This window comes from Aromatoleum sp., assembly GCF_035254505.1.
GTDB lineage: Bacteria > Pseudomonadota > Gammaproteobacteria > Burkholderiales > Rhodocyclaceae > Aromatoleum.
In genome coordinates, this window is sequence record NZ_DATFAO010000025.1 from 15,045 (window position 1) to 30,536 (window position 15,492).

Annotated in this window: 16 protein-coding genes; 4 read left to right on the plus strand and 12 right to left on the minus strand. The window is 67.0% G+C overall.

The genetic code is table 11. From position 1 onward, the window contains the following. Positions 1-7: 7 nt before the first annotated feature. From VJ673_RS04335 to VJ673_RS04365, 7 genes are all read right to left on the minus strand, one after another. Positions 8-565: a hypoxanthine-guanine phosphoribosyltransferase gene (locus tag VJ673_RS04335; protein ID WP_324124809.1), complete on the minus strand. Its 558-nt coding sequence runs from the start codon at positions 563-565 to the stop codon at positions 8-10. A gap of 84 nt (positions 566-649) precedes the next feature. Then, positions 650-979 (minus strand): YqjK-like family protein, encoded by a 330-nt coding sequence (locus tag VJ673_RS04340; protein WP_324124810.1) that lies wholly within the window; start codon positions 977-979, stop codon positions 650-652. After that, complete coding sequence (locus tag VJ673_RS04345; protein WP_324124811.1) at positions 976-1,365, minus strand: phage holin family protein; 390 nt, start codon at positions 1,363-1,365, stop codon at positions 976-978. Before VJ673_RS04345 ends, VJ673_RS04340 begins: the two co-directional genes overlap by 4 nt. Then, positions 1,366-1,677 carry an ElaB/YgaM/YqjD family protein gene (locus VJ673_RS04350; RefSeq protein WP_324124812.1) on the minus strand — a complete coding sequence of 104 codons (312 nt, stop codon included), beginning with the start codon at positions 1,675-1,677 and terminating at the stop codon, positions 1,366-1,368. It lies immediately after the preceding gene. 150 nt (positions 1,678-1,827) lie between these two features. Next, positions 1,828-2,478: a DNA oxidative demethylase AlkB gene (alkB, locus tag VJ673_RS04355; protein WP_324124813.1), complete on the minus strand. Its 651-nt coding sequence runs from the start codon at positions 2,476-2,478 to the stop codon at positions 1,828-1,830. Continuing rightward, positions 2,475-3,554, minus strand: a complete 1,080-nt coding sequence (ada, locus tag VJ673_RS04360; protein WP_324124814.1) for a bifunctional DNA-binding transcriptional regulator/O6-methylguanine-DNA methyltransferase Ada — start codon at positions 3,552-3,554, stop codon at positions 2,475-2,477. The genes alkB and ada overlap by 4 nt, the downstream gene beginning before the upstream one ends. 118 nt (positions 3,555-3,672) lie before the next feature. After that, positions 3,673-4,458: an exodeoxyribonuclease III gene (locus VJ673_RS04365; protein WP_324124815.1), complete on the minus strand. Its 786-nt coding sequence runs from the start codon at positions 4,456-4,458 to the stop codon at positions 3,673-3,675. A 32-nt stretch (positions 4,459-4,490) separates the two neighbouring features. On the opposite strand from VJ673_RS04365, the gene pyrE reads away from it, so the two are divergent. From pyrE to VJ673_RS04385, 4 genes are all read left to right on the plus strand, one after another. Then, positions 4,491-5,138: an orotate phosphoribosyltransferase gene (gene pyrE, locus VJ673_RS04370; RefSeq protein WP_324124816.1), complete on the plus strand. Its 648-nt coding sequence runs from the start codon at positions 4,491-4,493 to the stop codon at positions 5,136-5,138. Further along, complete coding sequence (locus VJ673_RS04375; protein WP_324124817.1) at positions 5,116-5,739, plus strand: hypothetical protein; 624 nt, start codon at positions 5,116-5,118, stop codon at positions 5,737-5,739. The genes pyrE and VJ673_RS04375 overlap by 23 nt, the downstream gene beginning before the upstream one ends. Before the next feature lie 117 nt (positions 5,740-5,856). Next, positions 5,857-7,938 (plus strand): molybdopterin-containing oxidoreductase family protein, encoded by a 2,082-nt coding sequence (locus VJ673_RS04380; protein WP_324124818.1) that lies wholly within the window; start codon positions 5,857-5,859, stop codon positions 7,936-7,938. Next, entirely contained in the window at positions 7,935-8,717 is a 783-nt protein-coding gene (locus tag VJ673_RS04385; protein WP_324124819.1) for an NAD-dependent deacylase, read from the plus strand. Before VJ673_RS04380 ends, VJ673_RS04385 begins: the two co-directional genes overlap by 4 nt. Positions 8,718-8,733: 16 nt before the next feature. Here the strand turns inward: VJ673_RS04385 and VJ673_RS04390 are convergent, their stop codons facing one another. The 5 genes from VJ673_RS04390 to ttcA all read right to left on the minus strand — a co-directional run bounded on the left by VJ673_RS04390 (position 8,734) and on the right by ttcA (position 15,490). Continuing rightward, positions 8,734-12,636 carry an FAD/FMN-binding oxidoreductase gene (locus VJ673_RS04390; RefSeq protein ID WP_324124820.1) on the minus strand — a complete coding sequence of 1,301 codons (3,903 nt, stop codon included), beginning with the start codon at positions 12,634-12,636 and terminating at the stop codon, positions 8,734-8,736. Positions 12,637-12,797: 161 nt separating this feature from the next. Beyond that, positions 12,798-13,145: a RidA family protein gene (locus VJ673_RS04395; RefSeq protein WP_324124821.1), complete on the minus strand. Its 348-nt coding sequence runs from the start codon at positions 13,143-13,145 to the stop codon at positions 12,798-12,800. Positions 13,146-13,177: 32 nt separating this feature from the next. Continuing rightward, positions 13,178-13,597 (minus strand): YqaA family protein, encoded by a 420-nt coding sequence (locus VJ673_RS04400; protein ID WP_324124822.1) that lies wholly within the window; start codon positions 13,595-13,597, stop codon positions 13,178-13,180. A 42-nt stretch (positions 13,598-13,639) separates the two neighbouring features. Continuing rightward, positions 13,640-14,515, minus strand: a complete 876-nt coding sequence (locus tag VJ673_RS04405) for an FHA domain-containing protein (RefSeq protein WP_324124823.1) — start codon at positions 14,513-14,515, stop codon at positions 13,640-13,642. Positions 14,516-14,623: 108 nt separating this feature from the next. Then, on the minus strand, positions 14,624-15,490 hold the full coding sequence (ttcA, locus tag VJ673_RS04410) for a tRNA 2-thiocytidine(32) synthetase TtcA (protein ID WP_324124824.1): 867 nt from the start codon (positions 15,488-15,490) through the stop codon (positions 14,624-14,626). Positions 15,491-15,492: the final 2 nt, after the last annotated feature.

The window sequence follows — 15,492 nt, forward strand, 5'->3', positions numbered from 1 at the left end:
CGACTCCTTACAGTCCCTTGACGGCGTAGATCCCCGGCGCATTGCGCCAGTAGCCCTTGTAGTCCATCCCGCACCCGAACAAGAAACGGTCCGGGACGTCCAGTCCGGTGAAATCGGCGCGCATCCCGGGGTAGGCCTTGCGGTCGTGAATCTTGTGCGTGAGCACCGCCGAACGGACATCCGCCGCCCCCTCGTTCTTGAGGTAGTCGAGGATCGCGAGCAGCGTATGGCCTTCGTCGAGGATGTCGTCGAGGACCAGCACCGTGCGCCCGCGCAGGTCCTGCGTCGGCCGCATCCGCCAGTCCAGGTCGGTGCCCTTGAGCGCGTGTCCGTAGCGCGTCGCGTGCAGGTAGGCGACTTCGAGCGGGAAGGGCAAGCGCGGCAGCAGCTGTCCGGCGAGGATCATGCCGCCGTTCATCACGACATAGATCAGCGGATTGCGGTCGGCGAACTGCGCGGTGATGTCTGCCGCCATGTGCTTGAGGGCCGCTTCGACGACGGCGGCATCGGCGATGCAGTCGGCCTCTTCGCGGGCGCGGATGATTTCGTCCAGATTGGCCGGCATGACCTTATTCTCGCGGTAGGTTAAGCGACGCCATTGTATCTAGGTGGTCCGGCACCGGGGTTTGGCCCCCGGCGGATGCCGCGCCTAGGCCACGAAGCGCCTGAGGATGCCGAGCAGCGGCTCCACGCCGCGTCCGAACCGGCGGTACACCGCCCATCCGACCCATACCCGCTTCGCAAGTCGCAGCGCAAAACGTGGTTTGAGCACGACCAGCAGCAACGCGCCGGCCGACAGTAGCGGCGCCTGGCGGCCGAGGTCGCGCACACCCTCACGCACGCGGTCGGCGACGTCGAGCACCGATTCGATCCTTTCAAGTCCTTGGAGCATCTGCGCGCGCTGTTGTTCGGCGCGTAATTGCAAGCGCTGCTTTCGAAGCGCGAATTCGACCGCGCGGGCGACCCTTTGCGGATTCATTCTCGCGGTCGCAGCGCGTCGCGGTCGCGTCCAATTTCACCGAGCGTCGCGGCAAACAGGCGGCTTCCGTCGCGGGCTTCACGCGCGGCATTGCGTGCGGCGAGCAGTCCGCAGGCGATCAGCACGACGGTGCCGGCACCGAGCGCCGCGAGGCGGTAGCCGTCCCAGAACAACACCGTCAGAAAGACCGCCAGGAACACCACGCCGAAGCCCAGGAACACCGCCGCGAGCAGCGTGTTGAAGAGCAGGCTCGCGAGGCGCAGTTTTTCTTCCTGCACCTCGACGACGAACAACTCCAGCCGCGTCTGTGCGGTCCCGAGCAGTCCGTCTATGAGCCCGCGCAGGCTCCTCGCGAGCGGTCCCTTGCCCGGTTCGTCCGCTGCCACTCAGCGGCGCCCGGCGAGCAGCCCGAGCAGGAAGGCGACACCCGCGGCGACGCCGAGCGATTGCCAGGGATTTTTATGCACGTAGTCGTCAGTGGCGTTGGCGACTTTCTTCGTCTGTTCGACGACGCTGGTTTCCAGCTCGCCGACCCGGCTGCGTGCAGAGGTCAGGCGCTCTCCGAGCCGTGCGCGGACTTCGGTGACCTTCTCGCCGGCTTGTCCGGCGGTCAGGCGGAGCAGTTCGTCGGCGTCGCTTATCATGACCTTCAGGTCAGCGACCAGTTTTTCTCGCGACACCTCGGTTGCATTCGGCATTTTCGAGTCCTCCGTCGGTTGTCATGACAAGCGCGAAATCGCGCCACCTCGTAAAGGCTAATCCCATCGCCGCGCGAACGCAAATATCCGCCTCCGTGGTGCGGGCATCAGGTGCTGCAATCGGCGCGCAGGGCGGGCGCCGCGCGCTGCTCAAACTGAGCAGCGGAACGTCAGGTTCAGCCGCAGCCCGCCGAGCAGCGCGTGGCGGCCGTCCTTGACGGGTTGGACTCCGTGATAGCGCAGACGATCCTCGCCGCCCCACACGATCGCATCGCCATGCTCGAGCAGGATGCGCTGCTGCGGGTCGCGCCGCGTCGAGCCGCCGAGCAGGAAAACCGCCGGCAGCCCTAGCGATACCGACACGATCGGCGCCGCGAGATTGCGCTCGTCGCGGTCCTGGTGCAGCGACATGCGCGCACCCGGCGCGTAGCGGTTGATCAGGCAGGCGTCCGGCGCGAAGTCGGGAAAACCCGCCTGCGCTGCGGCTTCGTGCGCCAGCGCCTGGAGGATCGCCGGCATCGCCGGCCAGGGCTCGCCGCTCTGTGGATCGACCGGTGAATAGCGGTAGCCGCTCGCGTCGCTCACCCAGCCGCGCGTGCCGCAGTTGGTCATCGCCACCGACATTGTGAAACCGCCGGGCGTGACCATGTGGCGGAAGGGCGCCTGCTGCTCGACGGACGCGACGACGGCGAGGATCGCCGGCGCGTCGGCGCGGGCGAAAGCGTGCAGATGCACTGTTCCCGGGCCGAGCCGCTCGAGCCATGGCGCCTCGTCGTCGAGCCGGAACAGGTCGCCGCTCATCTTCCTTCCGTCTCCCGTTCGAGCAGGCTGCGCTTGCGTTCGATGCCCCAGCGATAGCCCGCGAGACCGCCGTCGTTGCGCACGACGCGATGGCAGGGGATCGCGACCGCGAGCGCATTCGCGGCGCAGGCGCCGGCCACAGCGCGCACCGCGGCGGGGGCGCCAATGCGCTGCGCGAGTTCGGTGTAGCTGATCCGTTCGCCCGGCGGAATCTTCTGCAGCGCTTGCCAGACGCGCTGTTGGAAGGCCGTGCCGCGGATATCGAGCGGCAGGTCGAGGCCGGTCGCCGGAGCCTCGACGAAGCCGACGACCTGCGCGACGAGGCTGTCGAAGTCCGCATCGCCGGCGACGAGCCGGGCCGCCGGGAAGTGCGCCTGCAGATCGTCGACCAGCGCTTGCGGATCGTCGCCGAGCAGAATCGCGCAGATGCCGCGTTCGCTCCGGGCGACAAGGATCGCGCCGAGCGAGCAGCGGCCGACGGCGAAGCGGATCTCGGTGCCGGGACCGCCGCGGCGGAAGGCCGCGGGCGTCATGCCGAGGACGGCGTCGGACTCCGCATAGAAGCGGCCGTTCGACGCGTAGCCGGCCTCGTAGATCGCATCGGTCACGCGGTTACTGCGCTGCAGTTCGCGGCGAATGCGTTTCGCCCGGTGTGCCGTCGCGTAGGCGCGCGGCGTGAGGCCGGTGACGCGCTTGAATTCGCGGTGCAGGTGGTAGGGGCTCAGGCCGCTCTGTGCGGCGAGTTCGGCGAGGCTGGGGATGTGCTCCGCGGTCTCGATCAGTCGGCACAGTTCGACGATGCGGGCCGATTGCCGTGCGGCCGGCGCCAGCATCTGGTCCGGCTGACAGCGCCGGCACGCGCGAAAGCCCGCGTGCTCGGCCTCGACGGGCGTCGCGAAGAAGGCGACGTTCTCGGGCCGCGCCCGCCGCGAACCGCAGCTCGGCCGGCAGTACACGCCGGTCGTCTTCACCGCGTAGACGAAGCTTCCGTCGGCCTCTGCCGCGCGGCTCACGACCGCCGACCAGCGCGGATCGCCTTGAATCGCCGCCGCCTGCGATGCCTTTACGTTGTCCATGTCCGCTCCTTGCGCCCTAGTGTCGATCCCACTGTATCGATCGTGGGGTAGGGGCGCACTCCGGCTCTTGCTGTCGAATTCGACCGCAGGGGAGCGGTCCGGGTTGCGCCTGAGCGATTCAGGCGCCGGCGTAGTCGTAATCGACGATCAGCGGGGCGTGGTCGGAGAAGCGTTGGTCCTTGTAGATCGCCGCTGCGCGCGCGGCCTCGGCGATGCCCGGCGTCGCGATCTGGTAGTCGAGGCGCCAGCCCACGTTCTTCGCCCAGGCCTGGCCACGGTTGGACCACCACGTGTAGCAGGCGTCGGTCGTCTCGGGGTGGAGGCGGCGATAGACGTCCACCCAGCCTTGTTCGTCGATCACACGCGTGAGCCAGGCGCGCTCCTCAGGCAGGAAGCCCGAGTTCTTCTGGTTCGATTTCCAGTTCTTGAGATCGATTTCCTTGTGCGCGATGTTCCAGTCGCCGCACACGATCACTTCGCGCCCGCTTGCACGCAGCGCTGCCATGTGGGGCAGGAAGCGCTCCATGAAGCCGAACTTGATCTGCAGCCGCTCCTCGGAGCTCGAGCCCGATGGCAGGTACAGCGACACGATCGACAGCGGGCCGAAATCGAGCTGCAGGAAGCGCCCTTCGGCGTCGATGTCGGCGATACCGAGCCCCTCGACGACACGGTCCGGCGTGCGCCGAGTGTAGAGGCCGACGCCACTGTAGCCCTTCTTTTCGGCAGGGTGGAAGTAGCCGGCGAAGCTGTCGGGGGCACGCATCGCGTCCGTGAGGTCGGGGTGCTGCGCCTTCAGTTCCTGCAGGCAGACGACGTCGGCATTTTGACCCGCGAGCCAGTCGTAGAAACCTTTGCTGGCGGCCGAGCGGATGCCGTTGAGGTTGAGGGTGATGACGCGTAACATGCGGCGGTTAAACCAAGATCGGATACAAGGACGTGGATTTTAGCCGGGATTTCATCGCATTGGCCTGCGACAAGGGCGTGCTGCGCTTCGGTTCCTTCGTGACCAAGGCGGGCCGCAATTCGCCGTATTTCTTCAACGCCGGGCTCTTCAACGACGGCACCTCCTTCCGCGAGCTCTGTGGCTTCTACGCGCGGGCGATCGTCGCTGCGGGTGTGCCCTGCGACATGCTGTTTGGGCCTGCCTACAAGGGCATTCCGCTGGTCGCGGGCGTCGCGATCCGCCTCGCGGAATCCGGTGTGAACATGCCCTTCGCCTTCAACCGCAAGGAAGCCAAGGACCACGGCGAAGGCGGCACGCTCGTCGGCGCACCGCTGACGGGTCGCGTGTTGATCCTCGACGACGTGATCTCCGCTGGCACTTCGGTGCGCGAGTCGGTCGAGATGATCCGCACCGCGGGCGCGGAACCGGCGGGCGTCGTGATCGCGCTGGATCGCATGGAGCGCGGCAAGGGCGTGCAGTCGGCCGTGCAGGAAGTGCGCGAGACCTACAGCATGCCGGTGATCGCCGTGGCAACGCTGGACGATCTGATCGGCTATCTGGGCGACAGCCCGCAACTCGCCGCCAACCTCGGCGCCGTGCGCGCTTATCGGGATACCTATGGGATTGCAGCGCAAGCTTGAAAGCCTGATCGTAGTCGGCGGCCTGCTCGCCAGTAGCGTCGCCTCCGCAGCGATCTACTGCTGCGACGATGGCGGCCGGCGCGTATGCGGCGACGTCCTGCCGGCGGCCTGCTACGGCCAGTCATACCGCGAAATGGGCAATGACGGGACGCTCAAGCGCCAGGTGGCAGCACCCCCGACGCGCGAGGAAATCGCCCGCCGCAAGGCGGACGAGGAAAAGCGCAAGGCCGACGAGCAGGCGCAGGTCAAGCAGCGCCGCCTCGACGAAGCGCTGCTCAGCTCATATACCAGCGTCGAGGAGATCGACCGCCGGCGCGATCGTGAGATCGGCGAGATCGAGCGCGGCGTTGAATCGACGCGACAGCACCAGACGGAGCTGCGTGCGCGGCGGGAAAAGCTGCAGAAGGACGCGGAGTTCTACAAAGGCAAGCCCTTGCCGCGCGACCTCGACACGGGAATCCAGGCGATCGACAAGGAACTTGCCTCCTACGAGACGATCTTCGCCTCCAAGCAGGCCGAAATCGACGCGCTGCGCAAGCGCTTCGACGCCGATCGCGCGCGTTTCATCGAGCTGAAGGCAGGAGCCTCGGCCTCGCGCTGAACGCGCCTCCGATCGCGGCGGTGCGCCATCGCGCAAGTTGCGGCGGGTAGTGGTATGGTGCTGCGAAGGACGGCTGGCGATCCCGGCCGTCGCTCATTGGCTTCAGCAGGGACGACCATGAACGCACCCACTCCCAAAGTCATCCGCGCGGCCTGTCCCCACGACTGTCCGGACACCTGCGCGATGGAGATCACGGTCGAGAACGGCCGCGCAGTGAAGGTCCGCGGCGCCGACGATCTGCCCTTCACGAACGGTGCCTTGTGCACCAAGGTCGCCCACTACCTCGACCGCGTGTACTCTCCACAGCGCCTGCGGTACCCGATGAAGCGCGTCGGCAGGAAGGGCGAAGGGCGCTTCGAGCGCATCTCGTGGGACGAGGCGCTCGACACGATAGCGGCGAAATTCCGCGGCATCGCGGATGACGATCCGCGCGCGATCCTGCCCTACAGCTACGCCGGCACGATGGGCCTCGTGCAGGGCAGCAGCATGGACTGCCGCTTTTTCCATCGCCTGGGCGCCTCGCTGCTCGATCGCACGATCTGCGCGTCGGCTGGTGCCGCCGGCTGGAAGGCGACGATCGGCGCTTCGGTCGGCATGGATCCTGAGGCGATCGTCGACGCCAAGCTGATCCTGATCTGGGGCGGTAACCCGATCGTGTCGAATCTGCACGGCTGGCGCTACATTCTCGAGGCAAAGCGGCGAGGCGCGAAGCTCGTGTGCATCGACCCCTGGCGTTCGCAGACGGCCGAGAAGTGCGACGTGCACCTCGCGCCCTGGCCGGGCACGGACGGCGCGCTCGCGATGGCGATGATGCAGGTGCTGATCGCCGACGGCCTGATCGATCGCGAATACATCGCCGCCTACACGCTCGGCTTCGACGCGCTCGCGGAGCGCGTGCACACCTGCACGCCGGAGTGGACCGCACCGCTCACCGGCCTGCCCGCCGAGACGATCCGCAATCTCGCACGCGAATATGGCAGCGTGAAACCCGCGGCGATCCGCCTCAACTACGGCCTTAACCGCTGCGCCGGCGGTGGCATGGCGGTGCGTAACATCGCCTGCCTGCCGGCGCTGACCGGCGCGTGGCGCCATCCCGCGGGCGGAGCGCTCTTGTCGACCTCGGGCAACTTCCCCGTCGACCAGCAGGCCCTCGAACGCCCCGATCTCTACACCGCACACCATTCGCGCCCGACGCGCACGATCAACATGTCGACTATCGGCGAGGACTTGCTGACCGCAAACGATCCGCCAATCCGCGCGCTCTACGTCTACAACTCGAACCCGGTTGCGGTCGCCCCGAACGGCGCGCGGGTGCGCGAAGGCTTCGCGCGCGAGGATCTCTTCTGCGTCGTGCACGAGCTCTTCCAGACCGATACCGCCGACTACGCGGACATCCTGCTGCCCGCGACGAGCCAGTTCGAACATCGCGACGTGCACAAGTCTTACGGCCACCTCTACGCGCTGACGAACCAGCCGGCGATCGAGCCACTCGGCGAAGCCAAGCCCAATAGCGAGGTGTTCCGGCTCCTCGCGGCGCGGCTGAGCTTCACCGACGCGCCGCTCTTCGAATCCGACGACGAGATCGCTGCGCAGGCCTTCAAGCGCCGCGATTTGCGCGCACTTGGCGTCGATCCGGAAACGCTCGCGGCGCGCGGCTGGGCGCGGCTCAACCTGCCGCGGCCTTTCACGCCCTTCGCGCACGGAGATTTCCTGACGCCGTCGGGCAAGTGCGAGTTCCATTCCGAGAGCCTCGCGGCGCAGGGCTTCGACCCGCTGCCGCGCTGGGTGCCGCCGCATGAGTCGCCCGTCAGCAATCCGGCGCTCGCCGCGCGCTATCCGCTCGCGATGATCTCGCCGCCGGCGCGCAACTTCCTCAACACCAGCTTCGCCAACCTGCCGCGTTTTCTGGAGCAGGAGGGTAGCCCGAAGCTCGAGATTCATCCGGATGACGCGGCCCGCCGCGGCATCACGGCCGGCGACCGGCTGCGCATCCACAACGACCGCGGCGCCTTCCACGCGCGGGCAGTCATTACGGATCGGGTTCGCGCGGGGCTCGTCGTGTGCCCCTCCGTGTGGTGGCGCAAACTCTCGGGCGACGGCGAAAATGCCAACGCCGTCACCTCGCCGGCCCTGACCGACATCGGCGGCGGACCGACCTTCTATGATTGTCTGGTCGAAGTCGAAGGAGTACAGCCGTGAACAACGCCGAAACCCTCGATACCGTTGCACAACTGATCGACGACTCCGACCGCATCCTCTTCATCACCGGCGCCGGCATTTCGGCTGATTCCGGCCTGCCCACCTACCGTGGCATCGGCGGCCTGTACCACGAGCGGCTCACCGAGGACGGCCTGACGATCGAGGAGGCCTTGTCGGGCGAAATGATGCATCGCCGGCCCGATATCACGTGGAAATACATCGCGCAGATCGAGGCCAACTGCCGCGGCGCTCAGCCGAACATCGCGCACCGCATCATCGCGGCGCTCGAACAGGAGAATCCGGGCGTGTGGGTGCTGACGCAGAACGTCGACGGCCTGCATCGCGATGCCGGATCGAACAATCTGATCGAGATCCATGGCACCGTGCACCGGTTGCGCTGCCTCGAGTGCCATCACGCACGCACTGTCATCGACTACGCCGGGCTCGAGATCCCGCCGGCCTGCCCGTCCTGCGGCGGACTGATCCGCCCCGACGTCGTGCTCTTCGGCGAGATGCTGCCGGATACCGGCCTCAACCGGCTCCAGGCGCTGCTCGACGACGGCGTCGATCTCGTGATCTCGATCGGCACGACCAGCGTCTTCCCTTACATTTCCGGCCCGATCTGGTGGGCCGATCAGGTGGGCGTGCCGAGCGTCGAGGTCAATCCGGGCGAAACCGAGGTCAGCCGCCTCGTGACGCATCGCCTCAAGATGCGCGCCGCCGAGGCGATGCCCGAGCTGTGGCGACGGCTGCATCCCGAAGGGGCATGGGAGGCCTGAGGCCTCCCGGCAGCTCTTACAGTAGCACCCGCTCGATGCCGCCGCTGTTGGCGCGCTGAACGTACTCCGGCATCCAGTTGTCGCCCAGCATGTGCTTGGCGATCTCGATGACGATGTAGTCGGCCTCGACCCCGCCCGCGTCGTTTGCATAGCGGTGCAGTCCCTGCAGGCAGGACGGGCAGGAGGTCAGAATCTTGACCGGCTCCTTGCCGCCGTCGCGCAGCGCCTCGGCGCCCTTCTCGATCTCCTGCTGCTTGCGGAAGCGCACCTGGGTCGAGATGTCGGGGCGGGCGACCGCGAGCGTGCCCGATTCGCCGCAGCACCGATCGCTCAGATCGACACGGGTTCCCATCAGCTCGTTCGCGACCTTGATGCCCGAATGCACCTTCATCGGCGTGTGGCAGGGCTCGTGGTACATGTACTTCGTACCGGTGATGCCTTCGAGCTTCACCCCCTTTTCCATCAGGTACTCGTGGATGTCCAGGAGGCGGCAGCCGGGGAAGATCTTCTCGAACTGGTACTTCTGCAGCTGGTCCATGCAGGTGCCGCAGGACACGATCACGGTCTTGATGTCGAGGTAGTTGAGCGTGTTGGCGACGCGGTGGAAGAGCACGCGGTTGTCCGTCGTGATCTGCTGGCCCTTGTCTTCCTCGCCGGCGGCGGTCTGCGGATAGCCGCAGCATAGATACCCGGGCGGTAGCACGGTCGTGGCACCCACTTGGTACAGCATCGCCTGCGTCGCCAGCCCGACCTGGCTGAAGAGTCGCTCGGAGCCGCAGCCGGGGAAGTAGAACACCGCTTCGGACTCGTCGCGCTTCACCTGTGGGTTGCGGATCACCGGGATGACTTTGTCGTCCTCGATGTCGAGCAGCGCGCGGCTGGTGCGCTTGGGCAGGTTGCCGGGCATCGGCTTGTTGATGAAGTGGATCACCTGCGCCTTGATCGGCGGCTTGCCGAGGGTGGCGGGCGGCGCCTTGACCTGCGACTGGATCAGGCCGAGCGACTTGCCGACCTTGTGCGCGAAGCGCTGCGCCTTGTAGCCGAGGTCGATCATGCCGCCGCGGATCAGCTTGATCGTCGCCGGGTCCTTCGCGGTCAGGAAGGCCATCGCGGCGGCCTTGCCCGGGTTGAAGCTCTTCTTGCCCTGCTTGCGCAGCAGGTTCCGCATCTTGATCGACACGTCGCCGAAGTCGATGTCGACCGGGCAGGGCTTCTCGCACTTGTGGCAGACCGTGCAATGGTCGGCGACGTCCTCGAATTCGGCCCAATGCGCGAGCGACACGCCGCGGCGCGTCTGCTCTTCGTAGAGCATCGCCTCGATCAGCAGCGAGGTGCTGAGGATCTTGTTGCGCGGGCTGTAGAGCAGGTTCGCGCGCGGCACGTGCGTCGAGCACACCGGCTTGCACTTGCCGCAGCGCAGGCAGTCCTTGATGTCTTGCGCGATGTCGCCGATCTCGGTCTGCTCCATGATCAGCGATTCGTGGCCCATCAGGTTGAAGCTGGGAGTGTAGGCGTTGTCGAGGTTGCCGGTGAGCGTGCCGGCGCCGCGCATCAGCTTGCCGCGGTTGAAGCGGCCTTCCGGGTCGACCTTCTGCTTGTAGGCCCAGAAGTTCGCCATCTCCTCGTCGGTGAGGTAGTCGAGCTTCGTGATGCCGATGCCGTGCTCGCCTGAGATCACGCCATCGAGCGAGCGCGCCAGCGCCATGATGCGATCCACCGCGCGGTTGGCGGTCTGCAGCATGTCGTAGTGGTCGGAGTTCACTGGGATGTTGGTATGCACGTTGCCGTCGCCGGCGTGCATGTGCAGCGCGACGAAGACGCGGCCGCGCAGCACTTCCTTGTGCACTTTCTCGATGCACGCGAGTACCTGGCGGAACACGACGCCGTCGAAGATCTTGTCCAGACGCGGCTTGAGCTCGGTCTTCCACGAGGTGCGGACCGAGTAGTCCTGCAGCCGGTGGAAGAGCTTCGGGTTCGCGGCGCGGTTCGTCAGCTGGCCGGCGTGAATGCCGTACTCGCCGAACTGCGCCTCGGCTTCCGCGAGCGGCAGGTCGAGGCTGTCGAGCAGCCACTGCCAGCGGCGGCGTACGCTCGCGACGTAGTCGAGGGCCGCCTGGCGGCGGTCGCCGATCAACTCGTCGGCGGCGATGTTCGCGTCGCCCTGGTCGAGCGGCAGATCGCCCTTCAGGAATTCGGTCAGCGCGTCGCACAGTTCGAGCTTGTTGCACGTCGACAGCTCGATGTTGATGCGCTCGATGCCGTCGCAGTAGTCGCCCATCCGCGGCAGCGGGATCACGACGTCCTCGTTCACCTTGAACGCGTTGGTGTGGCGCGAGATCGCCGCGGTGCGCGAGCGGTCGAGCCAGAAATGCTTGCGTTGGTCAGGGCTCACGGCGATGAAGCCTTCGGCGGCACGCACGTTGCACATGCGCACGACTTCGGAGGCCGCGGTCATCACCGACGCTTCGTCATGACCGACGATGTCTCCGATCAGCACCATCTTCGGACGGCCGTGGCGCTTCGCCTTGGTCGTGTAGCCGACCGCCTTCACGTAGCGCTCGTCGAGGTGCTCGAGGCCCGCGAGCTGCACGCCGAGGCGATCGCCTTCGGCGCCCGGCTTGAACCAGTCGGTGATCTCGACGATCGCGGGCACGGCTTCGCGGACCTGACCGAAGAATTCGAGACAGACCGTGCGGGTCACGGGCGGCATCTTGTGCAGCACCCAGCGCGCCGCGACGATCAGGCCATCCGTGCCTTCCTTCTGTACGCCGGGCAGGCCGCCGAGGAACTTGTCGGTGACGTCCTTGCCGAGGCCGGTCTTGCGGCAGGAGGCGCCCGGCATCGCGAGCGTCTCCTCACCGAGCAGCGCGTAGCTGTTGGCGTCGAAGCGGCGCAGGCGGAACTGCACGGTCTCCTGCTCGTGGATCTTGCCGAAGTTATGGCCGAGGCGTTCGACTTCGAGCCAGTTGCCATCCGGCGTGACCATCTTCCACCACGCCAGGTTGTCGAGCGCGGTACCCCACAGCACGGCCTTCTTGCCGCCGGCGTTCATCGCGATGTTGCCACCGATGCAGGACGCGGAGGCCGAGGTCGGGTCGACGGCGAACACGCGGCCCGCGAGGCCCGCGGCTTCCGACACGCGGTCGGTCACGACGCCCGCGCCGGTGCGGATCGTCGCGTAAGGGAGCGCCGGCTTGCCGGAGAGATCCGGCAGCATCACTTCCTCGACCGCGCCGATGTCGATCAGCTTCTCGGTGTTGATCACGACCGAGCGCGCATCGAGCGGCACGGCGCCGCCCGTGTAGCCGGTGCCGCCTCCGCGCGGGATGATCGTGAGCCCGAGCTCGATGCAGCTCTTCACGAGCGGCGCCATCTCCTCTTCGGTGTCCGGGTACAGGACCACGAAGGGGTACTCGACGCGCCAGTCGGTTGCGTCGGTGACGTGCGAGACGCGCGCGTGGCCGTCGAAGCAGATATTGTCGCGCCGGGTGTGGCGGGCGAGCGCCTTCAGCGTCTTCTTGCGCAGCGCTTCGGTGTCGGTGAAGAAGGTGGCGAAGCGGTCCACGGCGGCGTGCGCGGCGACGACGAGGCTCGCGGCCTTCTCGCTGCGTTCCGGGTCTTCACCCGCGCTTTCCTCCCGGCGCTTCTCGACTTCGCGCAGGCGGTGACGCAGCGCGGCGATCAGCGCGTCGCGCCGCTCCGGGTTCTCCAGCAGGTCGTCCTGCAGGTAGGGGTTACGCTGCACGACCCAGATGTCGCCCAGCACCTCGTACAGCATCCGCGCCGATCGCCCGGTCACGCGCTCTTCGCGCAGCGCGTTGAGCGTTTGCCACGCGTCGGATCCGAGCAGGCGGATGACGATCTCGCGGTCGGAGAACGAGGTGTAGTTGTAAGGGATCTCGCGCAGGCGTTGAGTCATGAGATGTTCCGATACCGGACGGCAGTGAACCGCAAATTGTAACTTACTGCGGTGCAATAGAAGGGCGTTTTAAGCCCTTAAAAATCGTAGGGTATTGATTTTGCAGCGGGTTGAATCCGTCGTCAGACAACTGCCGGCGCGGAAGATTCAGTCCGCGCGCCTCAGACGGCCGCGATCACCGCGATCTCGACGCGCCAGCCGCTCCGCGCGAGGCCGGCGACTTGTACGCAGGCGCGGGACGGGGCGGTGCCGGTGGGTAGCCATGCGTCCCACACGCCATTCATCGCGTCGTAGTCGGCGATGTTCGTGAGGTAGATCGTCGCCGACAGCAGGCGGTCGCGGCCGCTGCCGGCCTGGGCGAGCAGGCGGTCGAGGCTTTCGAGGATCTCGCGTGTCTGCGTCGCGGCGTCCGCGCCTTCGGTGGCGGGGACTTCGACGATCCAGGCGGTGCCGTTGTGGATGACGATGTCGGAATAGCGGGCGGTGGTGCCAAAGCGTTGAATGGTCATGGTCGGAGTTGGCGGAAGATTCGGAGGAAAGATCAAAGGACGGTCCAGGCGACGAGCGCGTAGCGTAGCAGCTTGCCCGCGCCCATCCACAACAGGCAGGGCAGCCACGCGAGGCGCAGCCAGCCGGCCGCGGCACATAGCGCGTCGCCGACGACCGGCGCCCACGACAGGACCAGCACCGGCGCACCGTGGCGACGGACCCACGCGAGCCGCGTCGTGTCGGCCTTCTCGGGCAGCAGGCGAGCAAGCGCCCAGGTGCTCATGCCGCCCAGCGTGTTGCCGAGCGTCGCAAGTGCCAGTGCGGCGACGAGCTGCTCGGGCCGCAGCTTCAGCAGCCCGGCGAGCACGAGCTCGGAGCCGCCGGGGAGCAGCGTCGCCGACAGGAAGCTCGACACGAAAAGCGCCGCGAGGCCCGCGTCGGGGCCGGGGTCGAGCAGGGTCAGGAAGTCCATGAAGGGGAGCGGGCGCGGCCCGATCAACAGGCCGGGCGTGGGTCAGAGGATCTCGAAGAAGAGGAGATCACGTTCAATCTCGTCACAGGAAAAGCCGCAGCCGACCCGGCCCGGCCCCTTGAGGCGCACTTCCTCGTTCTTGATGCAGAACTCGACGTGCCCCTCCTCGACCAGGAAGGTGCCGTTGGTGCTCTGGTCGATCAGCACGAAGCCGTCGCGCCGGCGCTCGATGCGCGCATGCTGGCGCGAGGCGCGCGGATCGGCGATCACCACGTCGTTGCCGATCTCGCGTCCGAAGAGCAGCACAGGGCGCGTCTCCTCGACCATCAGCACCGTTTCGCCGTGGCGCAGCTGCAGTCGCTGCCCGGTGCGCGCGGCGGGTGGCGGCGTGGCTGGGACGCTGCTCGGACGGCCGAGCGGATGGATGGGCCAGGGCAAGTCGCGCAGCACGGCATTGCGCGTCGGCGTGTCGCCGATCAGCGGTCGCGCGCCGGCGGAAAGGTCCGTGACGACCGGCGCGGTCGCAAAGCCGTGGCCCGGCTTCGCGGCTTCGGCGAGGCGTTGTGCGACGCGTTCGAGGTCCTGCTCCGGAGCTTCGCCGCCATGCACGCCGACGCAGATCGCCATGCGCAGCCCGCGCTGGGGCGGCAGCGACTGCACGCGTTCGAGCATTTCGCAGGCGGCGAGGATGGCCGCATCGCCGCGCGCGAACTTCGCGCTGATGCGGACCTTGCCATCGCGTTGCGAGGTGCCGGCGTTGGCCTCGACCGCCCGCTCGATGCGATGCAGGCAGCGCTCGATCGCATGGCCGGCTTCGGTCGCGCCGAGGGCTTCGGCGAGACGATCCGTGCCGGGGACTTCGGCAACGAGGACGCAGACGGTGTTCGGCAAGGCCATGTCCGGAATTCCGTGTCTCATTCATGACTGCTGCATGGCACCCGGATTCCGAACGGGGCGCCGCAGTTCGGCTCGATGATGATCGTCAAATGACTGAGCCAATGCAAGCCGGATTGCCCCGGCTCGGACTCAGTCTGTTAAATCGCTCACGACGGGGATGGTGCCGAGCGCGAAGGGCAGTTCGGGGCGATCGAAGGCGATGTCCCCTTCGGCCACCTGCGTGTCGCGCGTGAGTCCGCGGAAATCGAAGAGGTTGGCGTCCGCCAGATGCGAGGGCACGACCTGCGTCATCGCGGTCGCGATCGACTCGATGCGCCCCGGGAACTCGCGTCCCCAGGCCTGCAGCATGTTCTTGATCTGCTTGCGCTGCGCGTTCTCCTGCGAACCGCACAGGTTGCACGGGATGATCGGGAACTCCATCGTGCGCGCGAAGCGGGCGATATCGTTCTCGGTGCAGTAGGCGAGCGGGCGGATCACGACGTGCTCGCCGTTGTCGCTGACGAGCTTGGGCGGCATCGACTTCAGCTTGCCGCCGAAGAACATGTTCAGGAACAGCGTCTCGACGATGTCGTCGCGATGATGACCGAGCGCGATGCGGGTGATGCCGTTCTCGCCGGCATAGCGGTACAGCGCGCCGCGCCGCATGCGCGAGCACAGGCTGCACATGGTGCGGCCCTCCGGGATCAGCCGCTTGACCACGCTGTACGTGTCCTGCTCGATGATGTGGTAGTCCACGCCGAGCGAGGCAAGATATTCCGGCAGCACATGCGCCGGGAATCCCGGCTGCTTCTGGTCGAGGTTGACCGCCACCAGAGAGAACTTCACGGGACTGCTGCGCTGGAGCGAGAGCAGCATGTCGAGCAGCGTGTACGAATCCTTGCCGCCGGACAGGCACACCATCACGCGATCGCCCTCGCCGATCATCGCGTAGTCCTCGATCGCCCTGCCGACGAGTCCACGCAAATGCGCGGCCAGCTTGCGCTTGGTCGCCGACATCT

Bases quoted from the DNA above. Each gene is read 5' to 3' on its own strand.
- VJ673_RS04335 (WP_324124809.1), bottom strand. From the start codon at position 565: ATGCCGGCCAATCTGGACGAAATCATCCGCGCCCGCGAAGAGGCCGAC.
- VJ673_RS04340 (WP_324124810.1), bottom strand. From the start codon at position 979: ATGAATCCGCAAAGGGTCGCCCGCGCGGTCGAATTCGCGCTTCGAAAG.
- VJ673_RS04350 (WP_324124812.1), bottom strand. From the start codon at position 1,677: ATGCCGAATGCAACCGAGGTGTCGCGAGAAAAACTGGTCGCTGACCTG.
- alkB (WP_324124813.1), bottom strand. From the start codon at position 2,478: ATGAGCGGCGACCTGTTCCGGCTCGACGACGAGGCGCCATGGCTCGAG.
- ada (WP_324124814.1), bottom strand. From the start codon at position 3,554: ATGGACAACGTAAAGGCATCGCAGGCGGCGGCGATTCAAGGCGATCCG.
- VJ673_RS04365 (WP_324124815.1), bottom strand. From the start codon at position 4,458: ATGTTACGCGTCATCACCCTCAACCTCAACGGCATCCGCTCGGCCGCC.
- VJ673_RS04375 (WP_324124817.1), top strand. From the start codon at position 5,116: ATGGGATTGCAGCGCAAGCTTGAAAGCCTGATCGTAGTCGGCGGCCTG.
- VJ673_RS04380 (WP_324124818.1), top strand. From the start codon at position 5,857: ATGAACGCACCCACTCCCAAAGTCATCCGCGCGGCCTGTCCCCACGAC.
- VJ673_RS04390 (WP_324124820.1), bottom strand. From the start codon at position 12,636: ATGACTCAACGCCTGCGCGAGATCCCTTACAACTACACCTCGTTCTCC.
- VJ673_RS04395 (WP_324124821.1), bottom strand. From the start codon at position 13,145: ATGACCATTCAACGCTTTGGCACCACCGCCCGCTATTCCGACATCGTC.
- VJ673_RS04400 (WP_324124822.1), bottom strand. From the start codon at position 13,597: ATGGACTTCCTGACCCTGCTCGACCCCGGCCCCGACGCGGGCCTCGCG.
- VJ673_RS04405 (WP_324124823.1), bottom strand. From the start codon at position 14,515: ATGAGACACGGAATTCCGGACATGGCCTTGCCGAACACCGTCTGCGTC.
- ttcA (WP_324124824.1), bottom strand. From the start codon at position 15,490: ATGTCGGCGACCAAGCGCAAGCTGGCCGCGCATTTGCGTGGACTCGTC.